Below are 26,963 nucleotides of genomic sequence, written 5' to 3' on the forward strand. Positions count from 1 at the left end.
GGAACGGACACTTCCTTCGGACCGCCTTCCAGCGGGCCCTCCGGGCGCTTCGTTCTTTCGTGTTTCCAGCTTACCAGATGTTTTCCGCTCCGTTTCCGGCGCTTCGTTCATCCAACTCGCTGGTGTCTTCTGCGGCTTGACGCCCCGTCCGACGTTTCAAACTCTAGCCGATCCCTGCTCCGAAAAGCGAATCGGCCGCAATCCAATAAAACGAGCACGCCGAATAAGAACCAAGCCGCGACAAGACGCGACCCAGCCCGAACCGGGAAGTGGTGTTTCGAAAGGATTGGCTACCGCGGGACCGTCCGCGCAAAATGCGTGTCCGGTGCTCCCTGCCAGGCAGCTCGAAGAACACTAGACCTCGGGGAAGGCCGAGTCAAGCTCCGGTTCCGCCCCGGCGACGCTCTCTTCCTCCGCCTCCTCCGCCGGCAGGTGGAAGGCCAGGACGGCGACGTCGTCGTCGTGCTCGGAGGTCACGCCCATCGCCCGCAGGAGGCGGGCGCAGATCACCTCGGGGGCCCCGACCGCGCCGGTGAGGGTGCGGGCGAGGAGGTCGAGGCCCTGGTCGATGTCCTCGTCGCGGCGTTCGACCAGGCCGTCCGTATAGAGGACGCCGGTGGTCCCGGGCAGCAGGCGCAGGGTGTGCGAGACGTGGAGGCCGTCGCCGGTGCCGAGCGGAGGGCCGTTCTGCTCCTCGCTGCGCAGGACCGTCCCGTCGGGGCAGCGCAGCAGCATGGGGAGGTGTCCGGCGGAGGCGTAGGAGAGGGTGCGGCGCTGCGGGTCCCAGACGGCGTACGTGCAGGTGGCGATCTGGTTGGCGTCGATCTCCATGGCGAGGCCGTCGAGCAGGCGCATCACCTCGTGCGGGGGCAGGTCGAGCCGGGCGTAGGCGCGGACGGCGGTGCGCAGCTGGCCCATGACGGCGGCGGCGCGCAGGCCGCGCCCCATCACGTCGCCGATGACCAGGGCGGTCCGGCCGCCGTCGATGGCGATGACGTCGTACCAGTCGCCGCCGACGGCGGCCTCGGCGCCGCCCGGCTGGTAGGTGGCGGCGACCCTCAGGTCGGCCGGCTGGTCGAGCTTCTGCGGGAGGAGGCTGCGCTGGAGGGTGACGGCGGCCTCGCGCTGGCGGCGTTCGGCTTCGCGGAGCCGGGCGGCGGCGAGGACCTGGTCGGTGACCTCGGCGGCGAAGATCAGGACGCCGGCGGGCGGTCCCTCGGCGGGGGTGTCCCCCGTGTCCCCCGTGTCGCCGGGGCCGCCGGGGCCGCCGGGGCCGAGCGGGACGCAGGAGACGTTGTAGTAGCGGTTGCCGGTGAGGCCGAGGATGCAGCGGGCCTTGACGCTGCGCGGGCGGCCGCCGCGGATGACCTGGTCCATCAGGGCCAGGACGCCCATGGTGCCGAGTTCGGGGAGGGCTTCTCCGGCGGGCAGGCCGGTGGTGCGGTCGCCGAAGAGTTCGCGGTAGGCGCGGTTGGCGTAGCCGAGCTGGTGGAGCGGGCCGTAGGTGACGGCCACCGGGGCGGGGATCCGGTTGAGGACCTCGCGCAGGTTCTGGGGTTTGTGCAGGTCGAGGAGTTCGGCGGCGGTGGCCAGGTTGGTGGGGTCGCGGGGGCCGGGGACGACGACGCCGTCGGCGGAGGGCGCGCCCTCGTCGGTGCCGGCCCCGGTTGGCGGGGCGGCACGCCAAGGGACTCCGGTGAGCCGGGCGCTCCAGCGCATGAGGTTCAAACGACGGCCGCTTCCTCGATTTCCAGGCATATCATCACTTTTTGTGTGCACATCAGCACACGGGGTAATGACTAGGTTGGGCTGATCCTGTCAGGCAAGGGCCCGATTCCGGAAGTCGCCCGCCCGGCGTGGCCGCCCGTTCCGCCCCGGCACGGGGCGCCGGGGCGCTCACCGCGGGGCGTCCGGACCGCCGTCGGGCCGCGGCCCGGACCCGGCCTCGAACTCCGGACGCGGATGCTCCGCCGCCCCCAGCGAGACCACCTCGCGGGAGAACAGCCCGCCCAGCACCCAGTCCATCAGCACCCGCACCCGGCGCTCCGCGCTCGGCAGGCGCCGCAGGTGCCGGGCCCGGTGCAGCCACCAGGCCCGCCGCCCGGTGATCCGGCGGCCGCGCCGGGTGTGGGCGACGGCCCGGCGCAGGCCCAGCGAGGTCGAGCAGGCGGCGTGGCCCGGCCGGTACTCGGCGAGGCCGGGGGCGTGCGGTCCGGCGTCCAGGGCGACCGCGATGTTCCGGGCGAGCAGCTCGGCCTGGGCGAAGGCGTGCTGGGCGTTGGGCGCGCAGGGCGCCCCGTCCGCGTCGGGGTCCGGCACGGCGGCGCAGTCCCCGGCCGCCCAGACGCCGGGCAGCGCGCGCCCGTCCGGGCCGACGGCTTGCAGGGTGGCGAGGCAGTGGACCCGGCCGAGGGTGTCCAGCGGCAGGTCGGTGTCGCGCAGCAGCGGGGCCGGCCTCACCCCGGCCGTCCAGACCAGGGTGCGGGCACCGAAGCGGCTGCCGTCGGACAGGGCGACGACCCGGTCCGCGGCGGACGCCAGGGTGGTGCGCAACCGGATGTCGACGCCGCGTTCGCGGAGCTGGCCGAGAGTGTGCTCGGCCAGCTCCGGCGACTCCTCGGCGAGGATCCGGTCGGTGGCCTCGACCAGGACCCAGCGCAGGTCCTCGGGGCGGACGTTGTGGTAGCCGCGCACCGCGGTCCGGGCCATGTCCTCCAGTTCGGCGAGCGCGCCGACGCCCGCGTACCCGGCGCCGACGAAGACGAAGGTGAGCGCGGCCTGGCGCAGGGCCGGGTCGCGGGTGGCGGAGGCGAGGTCGAGCTGTTCCAGGACGTGGTTGCGCAGACCCACGGCCTCGCCGACGGTGGAGAAGCCGCGGCCGTGTTCGGCCAGACCGGGCACCGGCGCCGTCCGGGAGATCGAGCCGGGCGCCACCACCAGGACGTCGTAGGGGAGTTCGATCGGTGCGGCGGCCTCTCCGGGGCCCGCGGCGTCGGCGAAGGCGCGGCGGGCGGCGTGTTCGATCCGGGTGATCCGGGCGGTCAGCACCCGGCAGTCCGGCAGGGCCCGGCGGAGCGGGACGACCACGTGCCGGGGGTCGATCGAGCCAGCCGCGACCTCGGCCAGCAGCGGGTGGTAGGTGAAGTAGGCCTGGGGCTCGACGACGGTGATCTCGACCTCGCCGCGTCGCAGGCGTTCCCGCAGGCCGCGCTGGAGGTGCAGCGCGGTGGCCATCCCGGCACAGCCTCCGCCGGCGATCAGGATTCTGATGGTGCACCTCCTGCCGATTGGCGCTTCCTCCCGGCCCCGCGGCCGGGGGTGTCCCCCCTCGCGCCCCCCTATGAAGGACCGGCAGGGGCGGTCTTGTCCACAGTCCGTACCGCGCCGGATGTGACGGGAGTCGACGGGTGGGGCCAGTTGTGCTGTCCGGGCGACTTTCTGACGGACTTTCGGCCGCGAACGGGCGTGAACTATGGTCGGATTGTGTGCCGGAGCGGTTACCGCCATGACAATCGGCGGCGACGCACCGTGGAGCGGCCACTACGGCCAGTTCCAGCGTTGGCTCGAGAACCCGACTGCGGGACAGTCATCCGGGGAAGGGTAGTTCCCGGACAAGGCCCCGGACGGTGCCGACGCGCCGAGCCGGACGCGAGCCGGCCCGGAGGCACGAACCGTGGTCACGAAACGGGACGGGCGGCAACGAGCGATGGGTCATCAGGTCATTTCTGACGGGCTGAGCTGCACCGGGGGGTGCAGGGGCGGGCGACGACAGGGTCCGGGTTCGGGCGCCTGCGGGGGAGAGTTGGGATGATGGAGCAGGAGCAGGTGTTGGGGCGAACGGGAGCACCGCACGCCGGCCAGGGCATGGTGCCGGAACAGCGCGGCCCGGTGGACCTGCCGCCGGAGGTCGGGGCCGCCTATCCGGGCGTCCCCTACCGGGTGGAGCCGCCACCGGTCGTCGTGCACGTCCCCGGGACCCGACTACGGGTGGACGCCCGGCGGAACCTGGAGAGCGTGCTGCGGGCCGCCCGCGAGGTGTTCGGCGAGTTCGGCTACGGCGCGCCGATGGAGGAGGTCGCGCGCCGGGCCGGGGTCGGCGTCGGGACGGTCTACCGGCGCTTCCCGAGCAAGGAGGTGCTGGTCCAGCGGATCGCCGCCGAGGAGGTGGCCTGGCTGACCGCGCAGGCACGGGAGTCGCTGTACGGCGGCGGCGGAGCCTGGGAGTCGCTGGCCGGCTACCTGGCGCGGGCGGTCGGCACCGGCGCCGGGCGGCTGCTGCCGCCGGAGGCGTTCCGGTACGCGGAGGAACTGGGCCGGGTGCCGGAGCAGCGGGTGCCCGAGCCGGCCGCCGTCCGGTTCGACCTGCGCGGCGAGGACGCGCAGAACGGTGCGGCCGTCGAGCCGTCGGCGGCCGACGCCGATCCCCGGCTGCTGCTGCAACTGCTGGCCGCCCTGGTCGCCAGGGCCGGCGCGGCCGGCGAACTGCGGCCGGGCGTCACGGTGTCGGACGTCGTGCTGGTGCTGACCGCCTCGGTGCCGGTGCACGCGGCCCGCACCGCGCCGACCACGGCGGGTTTCTCGGCCGGGGTCCAGCAGGCGGAGGGGCAGCCGACGGCCGGCCCCTCGGAGCGGCTGCTGGAGATCCTGCTGGACGGCCTGCGGGCACGCTGACGCGCCACCGCGGGCGCGGCCGCCGCAGCTGGCGGGGACGGGAGTTGGACAGGAGACCGGCGCGCGGACCAGTCACGCGCGCCGGGTGCGGGCGGTGCACAACCACCCGCCCTGTGCTGGCCGAACACATCCGCGACGGCTCCTCGGAAGAGTGGGTCCCGGCCGGTCCGGCTACCGCCCATCTCTGCGCTATGCCATCCTTTGCCCGTGGTTGGAGCCAATGTCCCGATGCGCGCCCTTCGCGCGCCCTCGGCGCCGTACAGCGCGGAACCGTGCGCCCACGCGCTCCCGCGCGCCCTGCCACACTGCGGGGGCTGTCGTGGAATCTGGGGTCCGTTGTGAGCGCCGAGGAACAGAACGACTACGGGTACGGCCTCGACTTCGGCCCGTCCGGAGGCTTGACCGGGGGACTGGCCGACGGCTCGTCCGGCAGTACGTCCAGTACGTCCGAAGGCCCCGCCACGGCCTCCGGCGGCCCGGCCCAAGTACCCGGCGCCGCACCGGGTTCGGCCACCGGCCCGACCGCCGGACACGTGCCCGACCAGGCGGGCATGCCCAGCCGCGAGTCCCTCTCCGCCTCCGCCGCCGCGCTGCCCCCCGGGCGGGTGCCCGGCCAGGCCCCGGCCGGCCGCGGCGGCGTCGCCCCCGAGGCGTTCGTCGGCGCCGGCCGCCCCGCCCGCCCCACCGTGCCCGCCCCCGCCGACCCGGTCGACGGCGAGCGCCCGGCCTCCGACGCCGAGTTGACCGCCCGGGTCCGGGCCGGCGACGACACCGCGTACGAGGAGATCTACCGCCGGCACGCCGACTCGGTGCGCCGCTACGCCCGCACCTGCTGCCGGGACAGCTTCACCGCCGAGGACCTCGCCGGCGAGGTCTTCGCCCGCACCCTGCAAGCCCTGAGGGCGGGCAAGGGCCCGGAGTTCGCCGTCCGCGCCTACCTGCTGACCGCCGTCCGCAACGTCGCCGCCGCCTGGACCCGCAGCGAGCGGCGCGAGCAACTCGTCGACGACTTCAGCGTGTTCGCCCAGACCTCGGCCGCCGTCGTCGACCTCGACCTGGCCGACCCCGGTGCCGATGCCTGGGCGATGGCCATGGCCGACCAGCGCATGGTCATGCAGGCCTACGCCGAACTGCCCGAGGACGACCGGATGGTGCTCTGGCACACCGAGGTCGAACGGGAGTCCCCGAAGACCGTCGCCGTGATGCTCGGCAAGACCGCCAACGCCACCGCCGTCCAGGCCCACCGGGCCCGCGACCGGCTCGCCGCCGCCTTCCTCCAGGCGCACGTCTCCGGCAGCCAGGACCGCACCTGCGAGGCGTACGCCAACCGGCTCGGCGCGTACGCGCGCGGATCGCTGCGCAAGCGCGCCTCGGCGGAGGTCGGACGGCACCTCCAGGAGTGCGACCGCTGCACGGCCGCCTGCCTCGAACTCACCGAGATCAACACCGGCCTGCGCGCGCTGCTGCCCGGCGGCGTGCTCGTCTGGATCGGGGTCGGCGGGTTCAGCGCCGCCGCGGCGGCCGTCGGCGGGGTCGCCGCGGTCGGCGGTGCGGCTGCGGGCACCGCGGCGGCCACCTCCGGAACCGCGGGTGCGGGTGCAGCTGGTGGAGCGGGTGCGGGCGCCGGTGCGGCCTCCGGCGGAGGCGGGGCCGGGGCCGGCGCCGGCGCCGCAGCCGGCGAGGGCCTGGGCACCGCCGCCAAGGCCGGGATCGCCGCCGCCGTCGCGGTGGCCGCGGCCGCCGTCGCCGCGTACGCGCTCACCGGCTCACCCGAACCCAAACCCCCCACGGCCGCGCCCCCCGCCGCCGGCGCCCCCGCCACCCCCCGGCCGCAGGCCCCCGCACCCGCACCGCCCGCGCCCGCCGACCCGGCGCCCAGCAGCGCCGCGGCCGCCCCGGTACCGCCTGCGCCGAGCCCGAGCCCGAGCGCGAGCGCGACGCCGGTCACCCGGTCGACGCCTGCCCCGACAGCCGCCCCGGCAGCCGCCCAGACCACGACGAAGGCCGCGTCGCCGGTCACGACGAGCTCGACGACGCCCAAGCGGACCCCCACGCCGCCGGCCCCGGCCGTCCCCGTCGTGCCGACGCCCAGCGTGCCGCCGCTGCCCACGCCCGAGCCGCCGGTCGTCCCCGTCGTCCCCACGCCCACCGTGCCGCCGCTGCCCACCCCGACGGTCACCCCGCCCTCGCCGCCCGCGCCCGCCGACTTCTGGGCCGACTCACTGCCCGTGGTCAAGCCCGGCAACAACCGGGTGCCGCCGCCCGGCCCCAGCATCCGGCAGAAGGGCAGCGACTGGTTCTGGCAGCACGACAGCGCCTGGATCGGCGGCGAGCGCCACGGGCACGCCATCACCGTGCACGCCCCGGCGACCACCCTGATCGACCTCAACCGCAGCTGCACGTCCTTCGACGCGGTCGCCGGGGTCGACGACGCCACGCTCTCGCCGGGCGGCGTGGTCTTCTCCGTCCAGGGCGGCGACGGCAGCACCCTGTGGCGCTCCTCCCCGCTCGCCGCTGGGGACGACGCGGCACCGGTGCACGTGCCGCTGGCCGGGCAGAAGTCGATCCGGTTGGTGGTCACCCCGGTGCACGGCATCTGGTCGGCGCTCAACGTGGCGGACTGGGCCGAGGCCCGCTTCAGGTGTTCCTGAAACGGGCCTCGGCGGGGGCTGTGCGGGGTGGGGCCCACCCGGGGTAAAGCTGTGCGGGGTAAAGCTGTGCGGGGTAAAGCTGTGCGGGGTAAAGCTGTGCGGGGTAAAGCTGTGCGGGGTCAGATCGCGCAGGAGCCGTCCGCGCAGGCCTCCCCCGCCGGGGCGACCTGCACCGGCGCCGGGCGGGTCTCGCCGATCTCGGCGGCGACCTGCTCCAGCACCTTGCGGAAGGTCTCTTCGTCCTGGCCGCCCTGCACCGCCCACTTGCCCTCGAACACGAAGGTCGGCACGGCGGTGATGCCCAGCTCCCGGGCCTCGGCCAGCTGCGCGCTCACCTCGGTGGCGCCCTCGTCGCCCGCCAGGTAGGCGGTGACCCGCGCCCGGTCCAGGCCGGCCGCCACCGCGACGTCGGTCAGCGCGGCGCGGTCGCCGACGTCGACGCCGTCGGTGAAGTGCGCCTTCAGCAGCTCCTCCTTCAGCCGCCCCTGGACGGCCGCGCCGTACTCGGTCTCGGCGAGGTGCAGGAGGCGGTGGCCCAGGAAGGTGTTGACGTGCAGCGCGGCGTCGAAGTCGTACGTGATGCCCTCGGCGCGGCCCAGCTCGGCCACCCGCGCGTCCATCGCCACCGACTGCGGGCCGTAGCGCTCGGCCAGCCACGCGCGGTGCGGGCTCGCCGTCGCCGGCGCGTCCGGGACCAGCTGGTACGGCCGGTAGACCACCTCGACGCCCTCCTTGCCGGCGAAGCCCTCCAGGGCCTGCTCGAAGCGGCGCTTACCGATGTAGCACCACGGGCAGGCGATGTCGGACCAGATCTCGACCTTCATGAGGGGACTCCAGGGGTGGGGCGGGGACGGGTGTCGGGATAGGTGAACGATGAACCATCTCGGTACATTCCCGGCACCCCGGTCAGCCTCCCTGGTCAGCGCCCCGAGCCGGGCTGGTCAGCGCACCGGCCCCGCCCCGGGTCAGCCCTCCGCAGGCGCCGGAACCACCAGCACCGGGCAGGCCGCGTGGTGCACCGCCGCCGAACTCACCGAACCCAGCAGCAGCCGCGCGAACCCCCCGTTCCCCCGCGTGCCGAGCACCAGCGTGTGCTGCCGGGTCGAGGCCTCCAGCAGCACCTCGATCACGTTGCCCAGCACCACGTGCAGCGACATCTCCCCCGCGTACGGCCGGGAACGCTGCCCCTGCACGGCCACCACCGCCCGGCGCAGCCCGTCCGCCATGCTCTCCACCAGCGTCTCGACGCTCTCCTGCACCAGCTCCGCCATCCCCGGCGGATAGCCGGCCGGCGCCGGGTTCACCACGGCCAGCACGTACAGCGGCAGCCCGAACAGCTCCGCCTCGGTCATCGCCCGGTCCAACGCCCACAGCGACCCGTCCGACCCGTCGCACGCGGCCAGCACCCCCGGCGGGCGCCCCGTCGGCGGCCGCCCCAGCACCGACAGCACGACGGGAACGGACTGCTCCGGGCTCACGCTGGCCACCACGGCTCTCCTCACCGACGGACTCGTTGCCCGCCATCATCACCTGCCCCGGCTCCCGGACCCCGCCGCCCGGCCGGGCGCGGCGCCCGGCGGGGTCAGGAGGGACGGACGGGGCTGAGGGCCGGGGGTTGGGCCAGGGGAAGGCCGGTCCAGCAGGCGCCGTGGCGGCGGGCGCGGATGCGGCGGAGCCAGAGTTCGGTGGAGACCAGGTCGGCGAGGCCCGCCAGGGCGGCCGGGGAGAGGGGGGTGGCGGGGTCGGCGAGGCCGGCGCGGACGGCGGGGAGGTCGATGAGGCCGGCTTCGGCGAGGAGGGGTGCGTCGAAGAGTTCGGCGAGGCCGTCGGCGGCGAGGCGCAGGCCGGCCCGGGCGGGGGCGGTGCGGTCGGGGCGGGGGCCGCGGCCCCAGTCGGGGGGCAGGTCGGTGCGGCCGGCGCCGGTGAGGACGGCGTGCAGGAGGGCGTGCCGGGCGCCGGGCTGGAGGCGGACGTCGTCCGGGAGCAGGCGGGCGGCGCGGACCACCTGGTTGTCGAGGAACGGCGCGTGCAGCCGCTGGCCGGGCTGTTCGGCGGCGTGGACGAGGGTGCGGTAGGAGCGCGCGTGCCGGTAGAGGGCGTGCCGGGCGCGGTGTGCGCCCGGGCGTTCGTCGGGCGCCGGTCTGCGCGCCGCCAGCCGCAGCCGGAGGGCGACGGAGGAGAGCGCCTCGTCGGACAGCCAGCGGGCGGCCGGGCCGGGGACGCACCAGGCGAGGTCGCCGGCCGAACGGTCGCCCGCCGTGCGGCCGTTGCCCGGGAGGTGGCGGGCCGTCAGCTTGGCAGCGGCGTCGTCCAGCGCCTCGGCGTACCGGACCCGGGAGAGCCGGTGGGCGGCCCGGACCACGGTGAGCGGGGTGCGCAGCGCGCCGGCCAGGACGCCGACGACGGCCCGGTCGGCACCGGCCAGCGCGGCGACCGGGGGCAGCAGTTCGCGCGGGCGGCCGGCCCGGATGAGGTCGGCGAGCCGGGCCGGGTGGCCGTCGAGGACCTGGCGGGCGCCGTAGCCGGTGAGGTGGTCGGTGCCGCCGGCGTCGAAGCGGGCCTCGGCGCGGGCGGCGGCGACGAGTTCGGGCCCGGGCTCGTCGGTGAGCCGGCCGGGCGGTGCGTCGGCGTGCAGTCCGGCGTACGGGAGGGTGTCGGGGCCGGGGTGGAGCACGGTGTGCCGCAGCCGGGGGGTGTCGGGGGCGAGCGCGAGGGTGGTCGGGGGTTCGGTCTCGCCGAGCGTGACGGCGGCCAACTGTTCCGGGGCGGAGGGCTCTTGGGCGGCGACGCGGGTCCAGGAGCCCTTGACCGCGCCGTTCCTGGCCCCGGCGCGGACGGCCGGCAGGCGCTCCGGGCCCGTGCTCGCGGGCACCGGCGGCAGCGGTACGGCGGCGGCGAGCAGGGCGACGGTGGCGGAGGCGGTGCCGTAGGAGAGGTCGACACCGAGCCGGGCGCGGCCGGCCGAACCCGGCACGGTGGCGGGCGCGGTGGTGCGGACCCGGGAGCGGACGGACTCCAGCAGCGCGCGGGTGAGTTCGCGGATGGCCGGCGCCTCGTCGCGCGGCTGCTCCCGGGCGGCGGGGTCGTCGTAGGCGGAGAGGTAGGGGTGGCCGCCGCGGATGGCGAGCACGTGGCCGGGCGGCACCCGCTGGACGCCCAGGTACGGGGTGCCGGTGCCGAGCGCCTCGGGCGATTCGGGGCAGGCGAGCCGGGCGGCGAGGTGGCCGGTGTCCAGCGGGGCGCCGACCAGGTCGGCGAGCGGGAGGGCGGCGGTGGCGTACGCGGTGCCGCCGGCCCAGGGGGTGTGGAAGACCGGCTGGGCGCCGGCCAGGTCGGTGAGCAGCAGGGTGGAGCGGGTGCCGGTGCGCAGGACGGCGGTGTAGCTGCCGGGCCAGGCGGTGAGGTGGCGGACGGCGCCGCCGCGGGCGGCGGCGAGGCCGGCGGCGAGTTCCGCGTCGGTGGCGCCGCAGTGGCCGAGGACGGCGAGCCGCAGGGTGGCGGGGGTGTCCTCGACGGGGTCGGGGGCGGTGGGGCCGGTGGTGACCGTGGCGGGGGCGCCGGGGCGGAGGGTGGCGAGGCGGATCTCCTCGGGGCGCCAGTCCCCGACGGCCCAGAGCGGGTTGGGTCCGGTCCACAGGGGGCGCGCGGCGATCGGTGCGACCGTGCCGAGTGCCTCGTGCGCCGGTGCGCCCGCCCGGGGCGCGCCCGTGCTCCAGCCCGTCAGCCACCGCATCGCGCCTCCACCGGACGAGGACCTGCACCCGTACGGCGCGTCCGCCGCCGGGCGGCTCCTCGCCGGTCCGCGGTGTGCCGTGACGGCGGTCCCGGGTACCGGCGCGCCGTCAGGAGACATCGTGCCACCGGTTGGCGCTCCCGTGGCCCGTGTTGCCGGTTCCGGTTCCGCCGGTGGCCTCGGTGCGGGGTGGTTCCGGCCCCGGCGGCGATCCCGGTGCGGGCAGCGGGTGTTGACGTGTTCGCGTGGTCCGCAGGGCGGGCCGGGCCTTCCCCTCCCCGGCCCGGACCGCCCGCCGCGCCGCCTTTGACATGGGCATCGCGAGATGGCCGAAAGGCGTCGCCCAGCCCGGGAGGGCATCCGCATGCCCTCCCGGACTCAGCCACCACCCGCGGGGATTGAGGCGGCGGCGTCCCCCGGCCCGCCGGGTCCTCGACGGCGGGCCGACCCACGACCACCAGCGAATCGCCGACCAGCCGGTCGAGCCAGGGGGCACGGCCGGGCGCACGTGAACACAGGACCGGAGCACGACGCTCCGGCGCGCGGCACCCCCGGCCCGATCCGAGTGGTCCGGACCAACCCCGGCGAGGAGCCGGCGCCGCACCGCCGGGTGCACGATCCCGCCATCCGGAATGCGGCCTCTTAACCGTCGGAACGCGTCCGACTACTCTAGGTGCAGCAGCTACGGCCCGGTGCCGCCCGGGCCCCGCGCACAAGGCCGCAGGAGGTGCCGCCGCCACCATGACCGTCAGCCCACGAGGACCGAACGAACGGCTCGGCACGCTCCTGACCCTCGCCCAGATCAGCAACGCCGGACTGGCCCGCCGGGTCAACGACCTGGGCGCCCAGCGCGGGCTGACCCTGCGGTACGACAAGACCTCGGTGGCCCGCTGGGTCAGCAAGGGCATGGTCCCGCAGGGGCCCGTCCCGCACCTGATCGCCACCGCGATCGGCGGCAAGCTCGGCCGCCCGGTGCCGCTGGAGGAGATCGGCCTCGGCGACACCGACCCGGCCCCCGAACTCGGCCTGGCCTTCCCGCGCGACGTCGCCGAGGCGGTCCGCTCCGCCACCGACCTGTGGCGGGTCGACCTCGACCTGCGCCGCGGCCCCGGCGGCGGCCGCTGGAGCGACAGCCTGGCCGGCACCTTCTCGGTCGCCGCCTACGCGACGCCGGTGTCCCGCTGGCTGATCACCCCCGCGGACGGTTCGGTCGCCCGGGAGGCGCCGCGCGCGCCCAGCGAGGCGTCCTCCTACCGGGTCGGCCACTCGGACGCCGCCAAGCTCCGCGAGGCCGCCCAGGAGGCCCGCCGCTGGGACTCCAAGTACGGCGGCGGGGACTGGCGTTCGTCGATGGTGCCGGAGTGCCTGCGGGTGGAGGCGGCCCCGCTGCTGCTGGCCTCGTACAGCGACACCGTCGGCCGGGCGCTGTTCGGCGCGACCGCCGAACTGACCAGGCTGGCCGGGTGGATGGCCTTCGACACCGGGCAGCACGAGGCCGCCCAGCGCTACTACATCCAGGCCCTGCGGCTCGCCCGGGCCGCCGCCGACGTGCCGCTCGGCGGCTACGTGCTCGCCTCGATGAGCCTCCAGGCCGGCTACCGGGGCTTCGCCGAGGAGGCGGTGGACCTCGCCCAGGCCGCCCTGGAGCGCAACCGGGGCCTGGCCACCGCCCGGACGATGAGCTTCTTCCACCTGGTGGAGGCCCGGGCCCAGGCCAAGGCCCGCAACGCGGCGGCGTGCGCGACGGCGCTCGGCGCGGCGGAGAGCGCACTCGAACGGGCCCGCGCCGGGGATCCCGATCCGGCGTGGATCGACTTCTACGCCTACGACCGGCTCGCCGCCGACGCCGCCGAGTGCTTCCGCGACCTCGGAGTGCCCTCCAAGGTCCGCCAGTTCACCCGCGAGGCACTGGCCAAGCCCACCGAGGGCTTCGTCCGCTCGCACGGCCTGCGCCTGGTGGTCTCGGCGATGGCCGAGGCCGAGGCCGGCAACCTGGACGCCGCAGTCGCCGCCGGCGAGCGCGCCGTCGAGGTGGCCGGCCGGATCTCCTCCCAGCGCAGCCGGGAGTACGTGGTGGAGATGCTGCGCCGCCTGGAGCCCTTCCAGGGCGAGCGCCGCGTCCGGGAGCTGACCGAACGGGCCCGCGCGGTCCTGGTCGCCCCGGCGTGACCGGGGGCGAGCCCGGCGGTCGTTGAGGTGCACCGGCGAGAGGGGCCCCGGGCACCCAGGCCCGACACCGCCGGCCGCCCCTCGGCGCCCGCCCCTCGGCGCCCTCGACCGGCCCCGCCCGGCGTGGCAGCATCGGCGGCGGGGGGAGCCGGGCGGACTGCGAGGAGCTGGCGGTGGCGTACGACTTCGACGTGCTGGTGGTGGGCGGCGGGATCGTCGGCCTCGCCACCGCGTACGCGCTGACCCGGGCCCGGCCGGGGCTGCGGCTCGCGGTGCTGGAGAAGGAGCCCGGCTTCGCCGCCCACCAGACCGGCCGCAACAGCGGGGTGATCCACAGCGGCGTCTACTACCGGCCGGGCTCGTACAAGGCCCGGTACGCGGTGGCGGGCGCCGCCGAGCTGGTGGCGTTCTGCCGCGAGCAGGGTGTCCCGTACGAGGTCACCGGCAAGCTGATCGTGGCCACCGGCCCGGAGGAGCTGCCCCGGCTGGCGGCGCTGGCCGAGCGCGGGCGGGCGAACGGCATCCCGGTCACCGAGGTGGACCGGGCCGGGATCGCCCGGTACGAGCCGCAGGTCACCGGGGTGGCGGGGCTGCACGTCGGCACGACCGGCGTCTGCGACTTCCCGGCCGTCGCCACCGCCTACGCCCGGCTGGCCCGGGAGGCGGGTGCGGAGCTCCGGCTCGGCTGCGAGCTGCGGGCGGCGGCCCGGCGGGCGGACGGCGTGACGGTGCAGACCTCCACCGGGGAACTGCGCTGCCAGGTGCTGGTGAACTGCGCCGGGCTGCACAGCGACCGGATCGCCCGGCTGGCCGGGGACGAGCCCGGGGTGCGGATCGTGCCGTTCCGCGGCGAGTACTACGAACTGGCCGAAGGGCGACGGGACTTGGTGCGCGGCCTGGTCTACCCGGTGCCCGACCCGGCCTTCCCGTTCCTCGGCGTGCACCTCACCCGGGGCGTCCACGGGGACGTGCACGTCGGCCCGAACGCGGTGCCCGCGCTGGCCCGCGAGGGCTACGACTGGCGCACCGTGCGCCCGCGCGACCTGGCCGGGACGCTGGCCTTCCCCGGCACCTGGCGGATCGCCCGGCGGCACTGGCGGTACGAGGTGGGCGAGTTGCACCGCTCGCTGTCGAAGCGGGCGTTCACCGCCGCCGTGCGGCGGCTGCTGCCCGCCGTCGCCCCCGAGGACCTGGTGCCGGCCGGCGCCGGGGTCCGGGCCCAGGCCGTGGCCCGGGACGGCTCGCTGCTGGACGACTTCGCCTTCGCCGGTTTCGACCCGGCCGACCCGCGCTCCCCGCGCCGCGCGGTGCACGTGCTGAACGCCCCCTCCCCCGCCGCCACGGCCTCGCTGCCGATCGGCCGCGAGGTGGCCCGCCGGGCGCTGGCGGCGCTGGAGGCCGGCGGATGAGCCCGGTCACAGCACCTTCGGGAGGGGCCCGGGGGCCCCGTAGACTCGGGGAATTGTGACTGCCACCGCCCCCATCCCCCAGCCCTCGCCGTCCGCCCGGTTGTCCGCCGCACCGGCCGGCTACCCCGCGCCGATGTACCCGCACAAGGCCACCGACGCCCAGCACCGCGAGCGGCGCATCCGCAGCTTCCAGCCGCGCCGGGGCCGGATGACCAACGCCCAGGCGGGCGCCCTGGACCGGGGCTGGGAGGCCTACGGCATACCGATCGACGGCAGCCCGCTCGACCTGCGGGAGCTGTTCGGCGAGCTGCCGGTCACCCTGGAGATCGGCTTCGGCATGGGCGAGACCACGGCCACCATGGCCGCCGCCGACCCGGCCATGGGCATCCTCGCCGCCGACGTCCACACCCCCGGCCACGGCAACCTGCTCGGCCTGCTGGAGCGCGACGGCTCGCGGAACGTGCGGCCGGCCGCCGGCGACGCCGTGATCCTGCTGCGCGACATGCTGCCGGACGCCTCGCTGGCCGGCCTGCGGGTCTACTTCGCCGACCCGTGGCCCAAGCCCAAGCACCACAAGCGCCGGCTGGTCCAGCCGTCCTTCCTGGATCTCGTGCTGCCCCGGCTCGCCCCCGGCGCCCTGGTGCACTGCGCGACCGACTGGGAGCCGTACGCGGAGCAGATGCTGGCCGTGCTGTCCGCCTCGCCGGAGCTGGAGAACCTGCACCCCGAGGGTGACGGCAGCGGCTGGCTGGAGCCCGCGGACCACCCGGACGGCAGCATCCCCGGCTACGCGCCGCGGCCGGACTGGCGCCCGGTCACCAAGTTCGAACGGGCCGGACTGGCCAAGGGGCACGTCGTCCACGACCTGCTGTTCCGCCGCCGCTGAGCCGCCGTCGGCCGTTCGAACAGGCCACCGCGCGATGACCGGGGGGCCGTTGCCCGGACGGACGGTTCGTCCCGAGTCCTCCCGACGGGCGGGTGCGGTGGCCTACCCTGTGCCGCATGGGCAGCCCGGCCGGCGGCGGGTCCCGGGCCACCGTCCAGGCCGCCGCCGACGCACCGGAGACGGTCCCGCGCACCGGCGACACCCGGACCATCCCGGGGCCCCGGAGGCGCCGGGCCCACCGCCTCGCGCCCTGGGCCGGCGCCGCTTCACCGCCACCGCCACCGGCCGGAGCCGCCGCACCGCCCCGGCGCGGCCGCTCGGTGGCGGTCTCCTCCGTCACCGCCACCGCCGTACTGACCCTGGCCGGCTGCGGGGTGCTGATCCTGCACCTGGTCCAGCGGCAGACCGGCACCGTCGGACTGCTGGTCGGCGTCGGCCTGGCGATGGTGCCGCTGCCGTTCGTGCTCGGCGCCCTGGCCTGGCTCAACCTGACCGCCCGGGTGCCGCTGCGGCACACCGTGTTCTGCCTCGGCTGGGGCGCCTGCGCGGCCACCACCGTCGCCATCGTGGCCAACAACTGGACCGCCAGCTACCTGACCTCGCACCAGGGCCCGCTCGGCGAACTGCTGGGCGCCGGCATCGCCACCCCGCTGATCGAGGAGACCGCCAAGGCCACCGCCCTGCTGGTGCTGCTGCTGCCGCTCGGCCAGCGGCTGCGCTGCCATGGCCGCCGCACCGGCCGCCCCTGCGCTCCGCTGCTGCACCGGCTGCCGGCCCCCCGGCTCCCCCGGACGTACGCCCGCCGCCCGGCCGGTCCGCACGCCCGGGGCCGGCTGCGGCTGCGCCCGTACCTGCGCCCGCTGCCGTATCTGCGCCCGGCCCCGCCCTCCGGCGGCGGCCCGCACCGCCGCTCCCGGCCCCGCACCCTGGCGGCCGGGGTGGTGCTCGGCGGGATGACCGCCTGCGGCTTCGCCTTCACCGAGAACGCCCTCTACCTGGGCCGGGCGTTCACCACCGACCAGCGGCAGCGGCTGGACAGCATCGGCCTCGGCGATCCGCCCAGCCTGCGCGACTTCGACGGCACCGTGCAGACCTTCGTGCTGCGCGCCCTGCTCTCCCCCTTCGCGCACCCGCTGTTCACCGCGCTCACCGGGATCGGCCTGGCCGTCGCCCTGACCACCGGTCGGCGCTGGCTGGCCCGGCTGGCCGCGCCGACCGGGCTGCTGCTCGCGATGGCGCTGCACGGCACCTGGAACGCCGCCGCCGACCTCGGCACGGACGGCTTTCTGGTGGTGTACGGGGCGCTGATGGTGCCCTGCTTCGCCGCGCTGGTCTGCTTCGCGGCCTGGGCCAGGTCCCGGGCGGCCCGGCACGCCGCCCGGCGCGACAGGCGCTCCGCCGGGGCGGTCTGAAGAACCGATTTCCCATCTCGGCGACTTCCCCGTATTGTTGTGTTCACCGACGCGGGGTGGAGCAGCTCGGTAGCTCGCTGGGCTCATAACCCAGAGGTCGCAGGTTCAAATCCTGTCCCCGCTACTCAGTAGCAACGAAAGGCCCGGAGGATTCGTCCTCCGGGCCTTTCGCGTTCCCCGGCACGGCGAAGGAACGTTCTGCCGCGAAGCCGCAACAGGACCTGGGCCCCCGTCAGCGGAGACCTCCCGAACGACGGCGGCCCGGCCGACGGCCGCCGGGCGGGCCACCGATAAATCCGTTGCCCTCCGGCCGGTGGGCTGCCTATCGTGGCGGCACACTGAAGGGAGGTGATCCTGAATTGAGTTCCATCAGGATGTGTGAGGTGGCTGCTCGCTAGAGCCGCCCCTGCCTGCGCGGGGTGAGGCCTGAGGCCTCCGGCAGGCGAAATCCATAGCAGTCACCCGGCCCGCAGGCCCACCGGAACATCCCCGGTGCCTCGGCGCCAGGCCAGTGCACGGGCCGGCGCGGAGGAGCAGCCTGCGGGCTGTCTGCGTTCTCCGCCGCCCTCCGGCGTCTTCCGCCGCTCTTGGTCGTCACCCGCGCCCTGTCCGGGGCGCCACCGGGTCGTTCCCGCGGTGGGGCCGCGGCGCTAGAGTCGGCGCGGGTTCCGGAGCGGAGCGGCGCGGGCACAGGGGGTAGGCGATGGCGAAGGCGCGGCGGCGGAGCGGCACGACGGCCCTGCGGACGGCACGGTGGGCCGCGCCCGGGGCACTGGCCGGGACGGGCCTGCTCGGGCTGCTGCTCTTCTCGCTCGGCCGGGAGCAGGCCTGGCAGGCTTTCGGCGGCGGGCTGGTGGTGGCCGGGGCCTCGACGGTGCTCGGCGGCGCGCTGGGCTTCCTGTTCGGAGTGCCCCGGGTGCGCAGCGGCAGCGGCGAACCGCAGGGCTCGTACGCCCCGAACACCAACCTGGAGCAGGTGTCCGACTGGCTGACCAAGGTGCTGCTGGGCGTCGGGCTGACCCAGCTCGGCTCGCTCGGCGAGCGGCTGCACCAGCTCGGCACCGCGCTGGCCCCCGCGCTGGGCGGGGAGGACGCCGCGGTGCCGTTCGCGGCGGCACTGGTGCTGTACTTCGTGGTCTTCGGCTTCCTGGCCGGCTGGCTGGTGACCAGGCTCGCGCTGCCGCAGGTACTGACCGACGCCGACCAGGCCCTGGACCTCTTCCTCGCCGGGCAGGACCGCGACCGGCGAGGCGACAAGGTGGGCGCCGACGACCTGCGGGTCCGGGCGATGCAGCAGCTCGGGCTGCTGGGGGGCAGCGCGGAGCAGTCGGCCGCGCTGGCCGCGCAGTTGCCGCCCGCCTCCTCGCCCTCGTCCGGGCCGGAGGGCGTGGTGGCCGAGGTCCGCTCGACTGCGCGCCGCTCGGCGCTGACCGCCGACCAGGTGCGGGCGCTGTACGCGGACGGCTCCGAGGGCCGCCGGATCCAGGCGCTCGCGCTGATGCAGGGCGACCCGTCGCTGGCCGACCTGCCGAGCCTGCTGGACGCGATCGAGCGCCCGCGCTCCGGCTTCGAGCAGTACCACGCGCTGCTGGCCGCCCGGGGGCTGCTCTCCCGGCTGCCCGGCGCCGAGGCGCAGCGGCTGCGGGACGCGGTGGCCGGGCAGTTGGTGCTGCCGGAGGGGATCCCGTACGGGTCGGACCGCAGCTGGCTGGCGGAGAAGATCCTGTCCCGGCTGGAGGCGACGGCCTTCGTCCCGACGCAGCCGGCCCCGCCCGCTCAGCCTGCTGAGCCCGCTCAGCCCGTCCAGCCCGTCCAGCCCGTCCAGTCGGCTCCGTCGGCGGGCGACCACAGCTAGCTGCTGAACTCCTTGACGGTGAAGCGCAGTTCGGGCTGCTCCCAGGGCGTCTTGACCTGCGGCGGGCGGGTGCCCGTGCGCTCGGCGCCCATCTGGAGGTAGAAGCCCTCGGCGGGCGGGTGAGACACCACCTTGACCGAGGCGATCCCGGCCGCCCGGGCGCGCTCCAGCATGTCCGCGACCAGCTTCCGCCCGATGCCGAGCCCCTGGGCCTCGTCGGCGACGAACATGAGGTCCAGTTCGGCCGGTTCGCGGATCAGGCCGTAGAAGCCGAGCAGTCGGTCGGTGGTCGGGTCCGAGGCCAGGAACACCTCGTGCCGGGCGACGTACTCGGGGGTGACCCGGTAGCCGTCGATCATCGCCGCGTAGTCGCCGCGGTAGGCGGTGGAGGCCTGGATCAGCTCGGTGAGCCGGTCGGCGTCGGCCGCCCCGGCGCGCCTGATGGTCGTCTCGCTCATGCGGGCGAGTATAGGGGTGCTGACCAGGAGAGACCATTACTTTTCGGCGGCGGACCGGCGGCGGTGGTCGGCGGACCGCAGGACCAGGACGCGGCGGGTGCGGCCGTCCGCGGCGCGGGGGAAGCGGCGGATCTCGCTGGCGACGCGGCGCTCGCCGAGCGCGTACCGCAGCGGGTCGAGGTGGGCGCAGCGGAGGCCGTGGCCGTCGTGCAGCGGCTGGACGCGGACCTCGCCGTCCGGGGAGGTCACCCGGACGAGTTCCACCAGGGCGGCCAACTGCCGCTCGGGGCCGAACAGTTCGGGGTAGGCAAAGAGCAGGTAGCCGCTCAGGGTGAGCGCGAAGGCGCCGTCCGCGAACGGCAGTCGGGGCAGCGCGGCGGCCACGTACTGCTGCGGGTGCGCGGCCGAGTCGGCGGCGAACAGGCGGCGGGCGCGGTCCCAGCTGCGCAGGTAGCGGTCCGGCCGGCAGGAGCGCGGCGACGGGTACAGGTGCGGGCGGGCGGCCATCGCGGTGGCCATCGACGCCCGGGCCGCCAGCGCGTGGGCCGCGACCTCGGGTGCGGGGAGCGCGTACGCCGGGTCGGCGGCGATCACCCGGCAGCCGAGCCGGCGCGCCTCGGCGGCCAGGCCGGCCGCACCGCCCGGGCAGTCCAGCACCGGGCCCGGCAGCGCGGCGAGTTGGGCCCGGGTGAGGTCGAACAGGTCGCAGTACTCGTCCAGCGGGCGGGAGGTGACCAGGATGTCCCGACCCAGGGCGCCCGGGTCGGCGGGAGTGCGTGCGGCGGACACCCGGCCATCCGAACACGGGCCGGCCCCGCCCGCATCCGGAGCACGTCCGGATGCGGGTGGGGCCGAGGAGGCAGACGGGACCGGGGAGGGCCGCCTGGCCGGGAGGGCTGCGGGGTTCAGCGGCCGAGCAGGCCCTGGGCGGCGGCCCGGTTCACGTTGGTCAGGCCGCGGACCAGCTGGGCGGTGAGGATGATGAGCAGCACCCCGACCAGCGAGAAGCCGGCGATCTGCCAGGCCCCCTCGACGTAGTAGACGTGCTGGACGTTGTCGCTGTCGTAGAAGTCGAAGAGCCGGTACCCGCGCCACGGGGTGAAGGCCGGGAAGATCCACTGGTAGAGCGGGTACAGCGCCATCGCCCAGCCGAGCAGCAGGAACACCAGCGACAGGGCGAAGCTGAGGACCGCCCACGGGAACATCACCACCTGGTAGAACGCGGCCTTCCACCCGGCCGGGTCCGCCAGCCGCGCGGTGATCGCCCCCCAGGTGCCCGGGCGGGTCTGGCGCACCGGCGCCGGGGCGGGCACGTCCAGGGCCAGCATGCCGCGCACCCGGGCCCGCTCCATCCGGCCCATGCCGCGGGCGACGGTGGTCAGGAGGGCGAGCACGGGCAGGCCGAGGACGGTGACGAAGGTGCCGACCCCCATGCAGAACAGCACGATCGAGACGGAGAAGCCGATGACCGACAGCGGCAGACCGGTGAGCGTGTAGCCGATCTCGCGGTAGTAGTGCTTGGAGAACGGCGCCCGCCAGACGGCCGGCGGCTCCTCGGTCCGGTGGGCCCGAGCGGGACGCGGGTCGTCGCCGTAACCACCGAGGACGTCCCACTCGCGGTCCTGCGTGCTTCGGCTGCTGCTCATGTCCCGGCCCCGGTCCCTCGTTCTCGGCTGCTGATGGCATCAGTCTGGTCGAACGGCGGGCCGGGGAGGATCCGGAGGCCTGGCGGATCGGGGGTGGGGTTAACCCCCCGGCCTGCCCCCAGGTCCGCGTCGGACGTCCACGCCGGACGTCCACGCCGGACGTCCACGCCGGGCCGTCAGCCGGTCGCGCCGGTCCACTCGTCGGCGAGCAGCGAGTACAGGTACGAGTCGGACCAGACGCCGCCCTTGTACAGGTCGTGCCGGACCCGCCCCTCCAGCTGGAACCCGAGCCGGAGGAGCACCTTGGCGGAGGCGGCGTTGTCCACGTCGACCCGGGCCGCCAGCCGGTGCACGCCGAGGGCCTCGAAGGAGAGCTCGCAGAGCAGGCCGGCGATCTCGCCCGCGTAGCCGCGGCCCCAGACGTCGCGGCCCAGCACGTAGCCGAGGTGGGCGGAGCGGTGCTTGCCGAGGGTGAGGGAGGCGTGGGCGATCGGCACGGCGTCCACCGGGTCCTCGGCGTCGTCGCGCCGGGTGACGGCCAGCCGGTAGGTGTCCCGCTCCGGCGCCATCGCCTCCTCCAGGTAGAGCTCGATCTGGTCGGCGCAGGTTTCGCGGTCGCGCGGCTCGAAGGGGAGGTAGCGGGTGACCTCCGGGTCGCCGAACAGCCCGTGCAGCGCGTCCACGTCGCCGGGGGTGTGGTGATACTCGCGGATGGCCAGCCGGGGGCCGGTGAGTCGTACGGGGACCATGGCAGCCGACCCTACTCCCGGCCAGCGGTTACCGTTCGAGCTATGAACGACGAAGACCTGCGGCTCGCCCCGCGCACCAGGGCCGCCGACCTGCTCGCCTGGGCGGCGGAAGAGGACCGCACCCCGGTGGCCGAAGCGCCGCTGCGCGCGGTGCTGGCCCTGCTGGAGCTGGGCGAGGGCAGGATGCACGACGGCTGGCCCGAACTGACCTCGAACGCGGTGGAGCACCTGCTGTACGAGCGGCTCTACCTGTACGTCCAACCCGAACCGGAGGCGGACCCGTTCGCGTACGGCGCCGCCGTCCGGCTGCTGACCGACCACCAGCGGGCCGCCAAGCGGCTCAACGCCAAGCGCCAGGAGCGGCTGCACGCCGAGGCCGAGTGGCAGGGCGAGGTCGCGGCCGGGCTGCTGCGCCGCGCCGACCTGGTGACCTGGCCCCGGCTGTACGCGCTGCTGCTGCACGCGTACGGGGCGGACGTCACGGATCCGGAGGCGGTGCGGGAGTGGCTGACCGGCTTCCGGGAGCTGGCGCAGGAGGAGCGGCTGGCCAGGTTCGCCGCACTGGCGCAGACCGGCTGGCTGGACGAGGTGGACGAGCAGGGCTGGAGCCCGACCCGGGTGATCTCGGTCGGCATGGCCACCGACGGCGCGCGCCGGCTGCTGGAGCAGGGCCTGATGCGGCGCAGCTACCGCAACCTGACCGAGCTGACCGCGCTGGGGCGGCCGATGCCGGACGAACTGGCCGGGGACTTCGGGGCGTTCGAGGAGGCGGCGGTGGAGGCCGCGCTCGACCTGTACGGGGAGTGGACGGTGCCCGGGCTGCCGCGACTGCTGGTGGAGGAGTTCCCGGACCTCGCGCCGGAGCCGGGGCAGGAGGAGATCGACGCGTACCTGGCGGGGCCGGCGCAGGAGGAGTTCGACGCCCGCCTGGAGGAGCTGGCGGGATCGGCAGTCCCGGCGGACCAGGCAGACCCGACGGACCCGACGGACCCGACGGACCCGGCGGACCCGACGCAGGAGTGACGCGGCGAAGCCCCGGCCGCCGGTGCCTTTCGGTTCCGGCGGCCGGGGCTTCGCGGGTGCGTCAGGGGTTGAGGCCGCGCTGCTGGAACCAGGTCTCCGGGTCGACGGGGGCGCCGCCACCGGGGCGGACCTCCACGTGCAGGTGCGCGCCGGTGACGTTGCCGGTGGCGCCGACCTTGCCGATCTGCTGGCCGGAGCCGACCTTGCCGGAGCCCTTGATGATCGAGGAGAGGTGGCAGTACCAGATCTCGGTGCCGTCGGGCAGGGTCTCGACGATCCGGTAGCCGTACGAGCCGGACCAGCCGGCCGAGGTGATGGTGCCCTGGCCGACCGCGTAGACGGGGGTGCCGGTGTCGGCGGCGAAGTCCAGGCCGGTGTGCAGGTGGGCCCAGTAGCGGGCGCTCTGGCCGTAGTGGGCGGTGAGGTGGTAGTCGCGCACCGGCAGGGTGAGGGCGGCGGCCTTGGCCCGCTCGGCCTCCTCGGCGGCCCGCTTGGCCTCGGCCTCCTTGGCGGCGGCCTTGGCCTCCGCCTCCTTCGCGGCCTGGACGCGGGCGTCCTCCTCGGCGGCGGTGCGCTGGCTGTCGGCCTGCAGCTGGATGCGGGCGGCGAGCGCGAGGCCGGGGTCGGCGGAGAGGGCGACCGGGGTCTCGTCCGGGGTCTCGATGGCGGGGGCGGCGGCCGGGGTGGCGGAGGCGAAGCCGGTGGCGCCCAGGGTGGCGGCGACGGCGGTGACGCCGAGCAGCGGGGAGGTCCCACGGACCTGACGCGGCATCCGGTGCCGGTTGGTCTCGGCGTCCGGGCCCGCGTACTCGGGGCCGTCCGGGCCGGGGTGGTCGAGGAGCCGGGTACCTGCTGCGAGGCCGGCCGGGTGTGCCGGGGTGTGCGTCGACGCCACGGAGGCGCGCTCCTTTCCTTCCTTCGCGCCTACCGGGTTAGCTGACGGGTTCGGAGCAGGAAGGTCTCCTACGGCTGGGCCGGAGCCCCGCCGATTCACCCCAAGGAACGTGGTTCCCCGGCTCCCTGACCTGCCCGGAGGCCGGTCGGCGGGATTAGGCGACGGCGCACGGTGCCGTCTGGGTACGGCGTTGAGGACCGCGCTGCGTTATCAAACGTTAATCCTAGGAGGCCCTGATTCCAAGCCGTTCGCCCGGGACGACCGGAGACAGGCGGGGCACTCTGGGACGCGAAGGGCGTTTTGTCCCCCTTGAGCCCCTTTGGGCATGCTTGAACACCATTGACGCCACCTCACGTGATCGGACGTCAACGGACGGCCCTTCATTCAGGCACTCACCGCCGACCTCCCCCGCTCCACAGGGTGCGAAGGCTTGACGGCTAAGGCTATTAGCCTTAGCTTTATGGCTATCAGCAGCACGTTGAAGCCCCGCACCGGCAACCCCCGGAGGCCCACCATGAACGCCACCAGCGCCCCCACCACCCAGTACCTCGACGTCACCGGCGGCCGCCTCGCCTACGACGACACCCGGCAGGGCGACGGCACCCCCGTCGTGCTGCTCCCCGGAATGCTCGACACCCGCGCCGCCTACCGGCACCTCCACCCGCTGCTGGCCGCCGCCGGCCGCCGGGTCATCACCATGGACCTGCGCGGCTTCGGCGAATCCTCGATCATCTGGGACGACTACTCCCCCGCCGCCATCGCCACCGACGTCCTCGCCCTGCTCGACCACCTCGGCATCGACCGCGCCGTCCTGGTCGGCAACTCCTACACCGGCGCGACGGTCGTCAAGGCCGCCGGCGACGCCCCGGAGCGGGTCGCCGGCATCGCCCTGATCGACGCCTTCATCGAGAACCCCCCGCCCGGCGCCCTCATGCGCGGCGCCCTCCGCGCCATGGGCGCCCTGACCGTCCACTCGCCCGCCTTCTGGGGCCTCTACCACCGCAAGCTGGCCTACCCGGGCGCCAAGCCCGCCGACTTCGACACGTACGTGGCCGGACTCGTCGCCGCCATGCGCACCCCCGGCCGCAAGACCGCCACCCGCGGACACGTCGGCGGGGACTCCGCGCCCGTCGGCTGGACCGCGGCCGTCCGCTGCCCCTCGCTCGTCATCATGGGCAGCAAGGACCCCGACTTCCCCAAGCCGGAAGCCGTCGCCGACCGGCAGGCCGCCGCGCTCAACGCGCGGAAGGTCATGATCGACGGATCCGGGCACTACCCGATGGCCGACAACCCGCAGGCCACCGCCGGCGCCCTGCTGCCCTTCCTCGCCGAACTCGCCTGAGCCCCGCCCACCCCGTCCGCCCACGTCAGCCCCGCCCCCACGCGCCGCCCCGCCCCGCCACGTACGCCTTCCACCGACGGAGAGCCCACACCATGCCCCGAGTAGGACTCACCCCCGAGCAGGTCGTCGACCACGCCCTCGCCCTCATCGACGAGCAGGGCGCCGACGCCCTCACCCTGGCCGCCGTCGCCGCCCGGGCCGGGGTCGCCACCCCGTCGCTGTACAAGCACGTCAGCGGCGGCCTCACCGAACTGCGGCGGCTCATCGCCGTCCGGGTCACCGAGGAACTCGCCGACCGGCTCGCCGAGGCCGCCGTCGGCCGCAGCGGGGACGACGCCGTCGCCACCGTGCTGCGTGCCTACCACGCGTACGCCACCGAGCACCCGCACCGCTACAACGCCCTCCCCCAGGCCCCGCAGCCGGACGACGACCTCACCCGCGCGGCCGGTCGGCTCGTCGGGGTGATCATCGCCGTCCTGCGGGAGTACGGCCTCGACGGCGCGGAGGCGATCCACGCCGCCCGCACCGTCCGCTCCGTCGCCCACGGCTTCGCCTCCCTCTCCATCGGCGGCGGCTTCCAGCTCGCCGAGGACCTGGCCACCACCCAGAGCCGCCTCATCACCCTCCTCACCACCGGCCTCCGCACCTGGCCCACCCCCTGAGACGCCGGCCACCGCACCGACCGCGGCACGACCCGCCCGGCCTCCCGCGACGGCGGAACGGCCAGCGCCCCGGGTGACACATGCGCGAGAAGTCGGCCCCGCCGACTTCCCGTGCGGCGGGCAGGCAGCGGCCTGGGGGTGGTGGGGGTGGACGGGTTAGTGTGGCCGGGCTGACTGGTGGTCATGACAGGGGACCGCCGACCCCTTGGCGGAGGTCCACGTGCCCGCACCGATAGCGAGGGCACGGCGGTGGTATCTGCGGCTGCTGGACGGGAACGCCCGGGCGGCGCGGTACGCGCTGGGGGTGCTGCTCGGAGTGACGGCGGTGCTGAGCGTCCTGCCGATCGTGCTGCCGTACAGCTGGCCGCCGTCGGCGCTGGTGCTGCCGCTGGTGGTCGGCGGGCTGCTGTTGCGGCGCGGGCAGCTGCTGGTGCTGGTGTGCGCGGCGCTGGCCGGCGGGGTGCTGGGGGCGGTGGTGCGGGATCCGCTCGGGGTGCGGATCGGGGTGACGCTGGTACTGGCCGCGACCGCGGTGACGGTGCTGGCCGCGAACCGGTTCCGGCACCGGCTGGGTCTGCGCGGGACGCAGGGCGATTCGATGCTGCTGGAGCTGGCCGAGCACACCCGGGCACTGGCCCGGCTTCCGGAGCGGCTGCTCGACTGGCACTTCGACAGTGCGCTGGCGCCGGCCGGCGACACCTCGTTCTCGGGTGACTTCCTGCTGTGCGCGCACCGCCCCGAGGAGGATCTGCTGGAACTGCTGCTGGTGGACGTGTCGGGCAAGGGCAGCCGGGCGGCGGCCCGCTCGACGCACCTGTCGGGCGCGTTCGCGATGCTGCTGGGGCGGGTGCCGCCGGAGGCGTTCCTGCCGGCGGCCAACGACCATCTGGTGCGGATGGGCTGGGAGGACGACTTCGCGACGGCGGTGCACCTCGCGCTGCGCCCGGCGACGGGCGACTACCTGCTGTTCAACGCCGGCCATCCGGCGCCCGCGCAGTTCCGCCGGGCGGACGGCGGCGGCTGGGCGCGGTCGGGGCACGGCGGTCCGGCGCTGGGGCTGGTGTCGGGCGCGCTGTACCCGGCGGTGTCGGGGCGGCTGCGGCGGGGCGATTCGCTGCTGCTGTTCAGTGACGGCCTGGTGGAGGTGCCGGGTCGGGACCTGGACGAGGGGGTGGGTCGGCTGCTGGCGGCGGCCGAGCCGGTGGTGCGGCCGTGGCGGACGCAGCAGCAGCTCACCCGGGGTGCGGCGGAGCGGCTGGTCCGGACGGTGGCGCGGGACGCGGCGGACGACCGGACGCTGGTGCTGGTGCGCCGTCTGGGTCACCATTCACCCGCTTCAGCACCCGCTTGAGAAATAAGGTATGAAGAATTAAGTGCCCGTTCGGGCACCCAGAGGGCACCC

General features: G+C 75.5%; 20 protein-coding genes, 1 tRNA gene, 1 pseudogene and 1 riboswitch. Of the genes and pseudogenes, 12 read left to right on the forward strand and 10 right to left on the reverse strand.

All coding sequences use genetic code 11. From position 1 onward, the window contains the following. Positions 1-378: 378 nt before the first annotated feature. Together ACFWPT_RS16315 and ACFWPT_RS16320 are read right to left on the reverse strand one after the other, a co-directional pair. Positions 379-1,728 (reverse strand): annotated as a pseudogene (locus ACFWPT_RS16315) (PP2C family protein-serine/threonine phosphatase); the annotation flags it as partial. Positions 1,729-1,896: 168 nt separating this feature from the next. Beyond that, positions 1,897-3,264 (reverse strand): NAD(P)/FAD-dependent oxidoreductase, encoded by a 1,368-nt coding sequence (locus ACFWPT_RS16320; RefSeq protein WP_380482400.1) that lies wholly within the window; start codon positions 3,262-3,264, stop codon positions 1,897-1,899. A 543-nt stretch (positions 3,265-3,807) separates the two neighbouring features. Between ACFWPT_RS16320 and ACFWPT_RS16325 the strand changes: the two genes are divergently transcribed. After that, a complete protein-coding gene (locus tag ACFWPT_RS16325) occupies positions 3,808-4,671 on the forward strand; it encodes a helix-turn-helix domain-containing protein (RefSeq protein WP_363376793.1) in 864 nt (287 codons plus the stop codon). 338 nt (positions 4,672-5,009) lie between these two features. Then, the gene (locus ACFWPT_RS16330) at positions 5,010-7,322 is read left to right on the forward strand and encodes a sigma-70 family RNA polymerase sigma factor (RefSeq protein WP_380482314.1); all 2,313 of its coding nucleotides are present in this window, start codon (positions 5,010-5,012) and stop codon (positions 7,320-7,322) included. A 119-nt stretch (positions 7,323-7,441) separates the two neighbouring features. Here the strand turns inward: ACFWPT_RS16330 and ACFWPT_RS16335 are convergent, their stop codons facing one another. From ACFWPT_RS16335 to ACFWPT_RS16345, 3 genes are all read right to left on the reverse strand, one after another. Continuing rightward, positions 7,442-8,146 carry a DsbA family oxidoreductase gene (locus tag ACFWPT_RS16335; RefSeq protein ID WP_380482316.1) on the reverse strand — a complete coding sequence of 235 codons (705 nt, stop codon included), beginning with the start codon at positions 8,144-8,146 and terminating at the stop codon, positions 7,442-7,444. 141 nt (positions 8,147-8,287) lie between these two features. Continuing rightward, the gene (locus ACFWPT_RS16340) at positions 8,288-8,809 is read right to left on the reverse strand and encodes a universal stress protein (protein ID WP_159398461.1); all 522 of its coding nucleotides are present in this window, start codon (positions 8,807-8,809) and stop codon (positions 8,288-8,290) included. A 95-nt stretch (positions 8,810-8,904) separates the two neighbouring features. Further along, entirely contained in the window at positions 8,905-11,055 is a 2,151-nt protein-coding gene (locus tag ACFWPT_RS16345; protein ID WP_380482318.1) for an asparagine synthase-related protein, read from the reverse strand. A gap of 741 nt (positions 11,056-11,796) precedes the next feature. Here ACFWPT_RS16345 and ACFWPT_RS16350 point away from each other — a divergent pair. From ACFWPT_RS16350 to ACFWPT_RS16375, 6 genes are all read left to right on the forward strand, one after another. Continuing rightward, on the forward strand, positions 11,797-13,224 hold the full coding sequence (locus tag ACFWPT_RS16350; RefSeq protein WP_063348294.1) for a hypothetical protein: 1,428 nt from the start codon (positions 11,797-11,799) through the stop codon (positions 13,222-13,224). 173 nt (positions 13,225-13,397) lie between these two features. After that, the gene (lhgO, locus tag ACFWPT_RS16355) at positions 13,398-14,633 is read left to right on the forward strand and encodes an L-2-hydroxyglutarate oxidase (protein ID WP_063348295.1); all 1,236 of its coding nucleotides are present in this window, start codon (positions 13,398-13,400) and stop codon (positions 14,631-14,633) included. A gap of 55 nt (positions 14,634-14,688) precedes the next feature. Then, on the forward strand, positions 14,689-15,519 hold the full coding sequence (trmB, locus tag ACFWPT_RS16360; RefSeq protein ID WP_380374855.1) for a tRNA (guanosine(46)-N7)-methyltransferase TrmB: 831 nt from the start codon (positions 14,689-14,691) through the stop codon (positions 15,517-15,519). 116 nt (positions 15,520-15,635) lie between these two features. Next, positions 15,636-16,931: a PrsW family intramembrane metalloprotease gene (locus tag ACFWPT_RS16365; protein ID WP_380482321.1), complete on the forward strand. Its 1,296-nt coding sequence runs from the start codon at positions 15,636-15,638 to the stop codon at positions 16,929-16,931. A 50-nt stretch (positions 16,932-16,981) separates the two neighbouring features. Then, positions 16,982-17,055 (forward strand) — tRNA-Met (locus ACFWPT_RS16370). A 579-nt stretch (positions 17,056-17,634) separates the two neighbouring features. Beyond that, entirely contained in the window at positions 17,635-18,786 is a 1,152-nt protein-coding gene (locus tag ACFWPT_RS16375) for a hypothetical protein (protein ID WP_380482323.1), read from the forward strand. Here the strand turns inward: ACFWPT_RS16375 and ACFWPT_RS16380 are convergent. From ACFWPT_RS16380 to ACFWPT_RS16395, 4 genes are all read right to left on the reverse strand, one after another. After that, a complete protein-coding gene (locus ACFWPT_RS16380; RefSeq protein ID WP_380482325.1) occupies positions 18,783-19,244 on the reverse strand; it encodes a GNAT family N-acetyltransferase in 462 nt (153 codons plus the stop codon). The two genes, ACFWPT_RS16375 and ACFWPT_RS16380, sit on opposite strands and share 4 nt — an antisense overlap. A 36-nt stretch (positions 19,245-19,280) precedes the next feature. Further along, positions 19,281-20,033 (reverse strand): hypothetical protein, encoded by a 753-nt coding sequence (locus ACFWPT_RS16385; RefSeq protein ID WP_380482327.1) that lies wholly within the window; start codon positions 20,031-20,033, stop codon positions 19,281-19,283. 116 nt (positions 20,034-20,149) lie between these two features. After that, positions 20,150-20,890 (reverse strand): sensor domain-containing protein, encoded by a 741-nt coding sequence (locus tag ACFWPT_RS16390; RefSeq protein ID WP_380482329.1) that lies wholly within the window; start codon positions 20,888-20,890, stop codon positions 20,150-20,152. A 176-nt stretch (positions 20,891-21,066) separates the two neighbouring features. Further along, complete coding sequence (locus ACFWPT_RS16395; protein ID WP_380482331.1) at positions 21,067-21,639, reverse strand: GNAT family N-acetyltransferase; 573 nt, start codon at positions 21,637-21,639, stop codon at positions 21,067-21,069. Positions 21,640-21,681: 42 nt separating this feature from the next. Between ACFWPT_RS16395 and ACFWPT_RS16400 the strand changes: the two genes are divergently transcribed. After that, on the forward strand, positions 21,682-22,662 hold the full coding sequence (locus tag ACFWPT_RS16400; RefSeq protein WP_380482333.1) for a hypothetical protein: 981 nt from the start codon (positions 21,682-21,684) through the stop codon (positions 22,660-22,662). Between the two features lie 61 nt (positions 22,663-22,723). On the opposite strand, the gene ACFWPT_RS16405 is transcribed toward ACFWPT_RS16400, so the two are convergent. Beyond that, positions 22,724-23,557, reverse strand: a complete 834-nt coding sequence (locus ACFWPT_RS16405) for a M23 family metallopeptidase (RefSeq protein ID WP_063348302.1) — start codon at positions 23,555-23,557, stop codon at positions 22,724-22,726. Positions 23,558-23,569: 12 nt separating this feature from the next. Next, positions 23,570-23,728, reverse strand: a riboswitch (cyclic di-AMP (ydaO/yuaA leader). Positions 23,729-24,017: 289 nt separating this feature from the next. On the opposite strand from ACFWPT_RS16405, the gene ACFWPT_RS16410 reads away from it, so the two are divergent. From ACFWPT_RS16410 to ACFWPT_RS16420, 3 genes are all read left to right on the forward strand, one after another. After that, positions 24,018-24,899 carry an alpha/beta fold hydrolase gene (locus ACFWPT_RS16410; RefSeq protein ID WP_380482335.1) on the forward strand — a complete coding sequence of 294 codons (882 nt, stop codon included), beginning with the start codon at positions 24,018-24,020 and terminating at the stop codon, positions 24,897-24,899. A 92-nt stretch (positions 24,900-24,991) separates the two neighbouring features. Continuing rightward, positions 24,992-25,561 carry a TetR/AcrR family transcriptional regulator gene (locus tag ACFWPT_RS16415; RefSeq protein WP_063348304.1) on the forward strand — a complete coding sequence of 190 codons (570 nt, stop codon included), beginning with the start codon at positions 24,992-24,994 and terminating at the stop codon, positions 25,559-25,561. A gap of 220 nt (positions 25,562-25,781) precedes the next feature. Next, on the forward strand, positions 25,782-26,912 hold the full coding sequence (locus ACFWPT_RS16420; RefSeq protein WP_371517601.1) for a PP2C family protein-serine/threonine phosphatase: 1,131 nt from the start codon (positions 25,782-25,784) through the stop codon (positions 26,910-26,912). The last annotated feature ends 51 nt before the right edge of the window (positions 26,913-26,963 follow it).

The sequence above is a fragment of the Kitasatospora sp. NPDC058478 genome, from assembly GCF_042720345.1.
Classification (GTDB): Bacteria; Actinomycetota; Actinomycetes; order Streptomycetales; family Streptomycetaceae; genus Kitasatospora.

What these genes read in the sequence shown, in the direction of transcription:
- ACFWPT_RS16410 (WP_380482335.1), top strand. Translation starts at nt 24,018, where the DNA reads ATGGCTATCAGCAGCACGTTGAAGCCCCGCACCGGCAACCCCCGGAGG.
- ACFWPT_RS16365 (WP_380482321.1), top strand. Translation starts at nt 15,636, where the DNA reads ATGGGCAGCCCGGCCGGCGGCGGGTCCCGGGCCACCGTCCAGGCCGCC.
- ACFWPT_RS16375 (WP_380482323.1), top strand. Translation starts at nt 17,635, where the DNA reads ATGGCGAAGGCGCGGCGGCGGAGCGGCACGACGGCCCTGCGGACGGCA.
- ACFWPT_RS16345 (WP_380482318.1), bottom strand. Translation starts at nt 11,055, where the DNA reads ATGCGGTGGCTGACGGGCTGGAGCACGGGCGCGCCCCGGGCGGGCGCA.
- ACFWPT_RS16390 (WP_380482329.1), bottom strand. Translation starts at nt 20,890, where the DNA reads ATGAGCAGCAGCCGAAGCACGCAGGACCGCGAGTGGGACGTCCTCGGT.
- ACFWPT_RS16400 (WP_380482333.1), top strand. Translation starts at nt 21,682, where the DNA reads ATGAACGACGAAGACCTGCGGCTCGCCCCGCGCACCAGGGCCGCCGAC.
- ACFWPT_RS16335 (WP_380482316.1), bottom strand. Translation starts at nt 8,146, where the DNA reads ATGAAGGTCGAGATCTGGTCCGACATCGCCTGCCCGTGGTGCTACATC.
- ACFWPT_RS16325 (WP_363376793.1), top strand. Translation starts at nt 3,808, where the DNA reads ATGATGGAGCAGGAGCAGGTGTTGGGGCGAACGGGAGCACCGCACGCC.
- ACFWPT_RS16395 (WP_380482331.1), bottom strand. Translation starts at nt 21,639, where the DNA reads ATGGTCCCCGTACGACTCACCGGCCCCCGGCTGGCCATCCGCGAGTAT.
- ACFWPT_RS16350 (WP_063348294.1), top strand. Translation starts at nt 11,797, where the DNA reads ATGACCGTCAGCCCACGAGGACCGAACGAACGGCTCGGCACGCTCCTG.
- ACFWPT_RS16380 (WP_380482325.1), bottom strand. Translation starts at nt 19,244, where the DNA reads ATGAGCGAGACGACCATCAGGCGCGCCGGGGCGGCCGACGCCGACCGG.
- ACFWPT_RS16415 (WP_063348304.1), top strand. Translation starts at nt 24,992, where the DNA reads ATGCCCCGAGTAGGACTCACCCCCGAGCAGGTCGTCGACCACGCCCTC.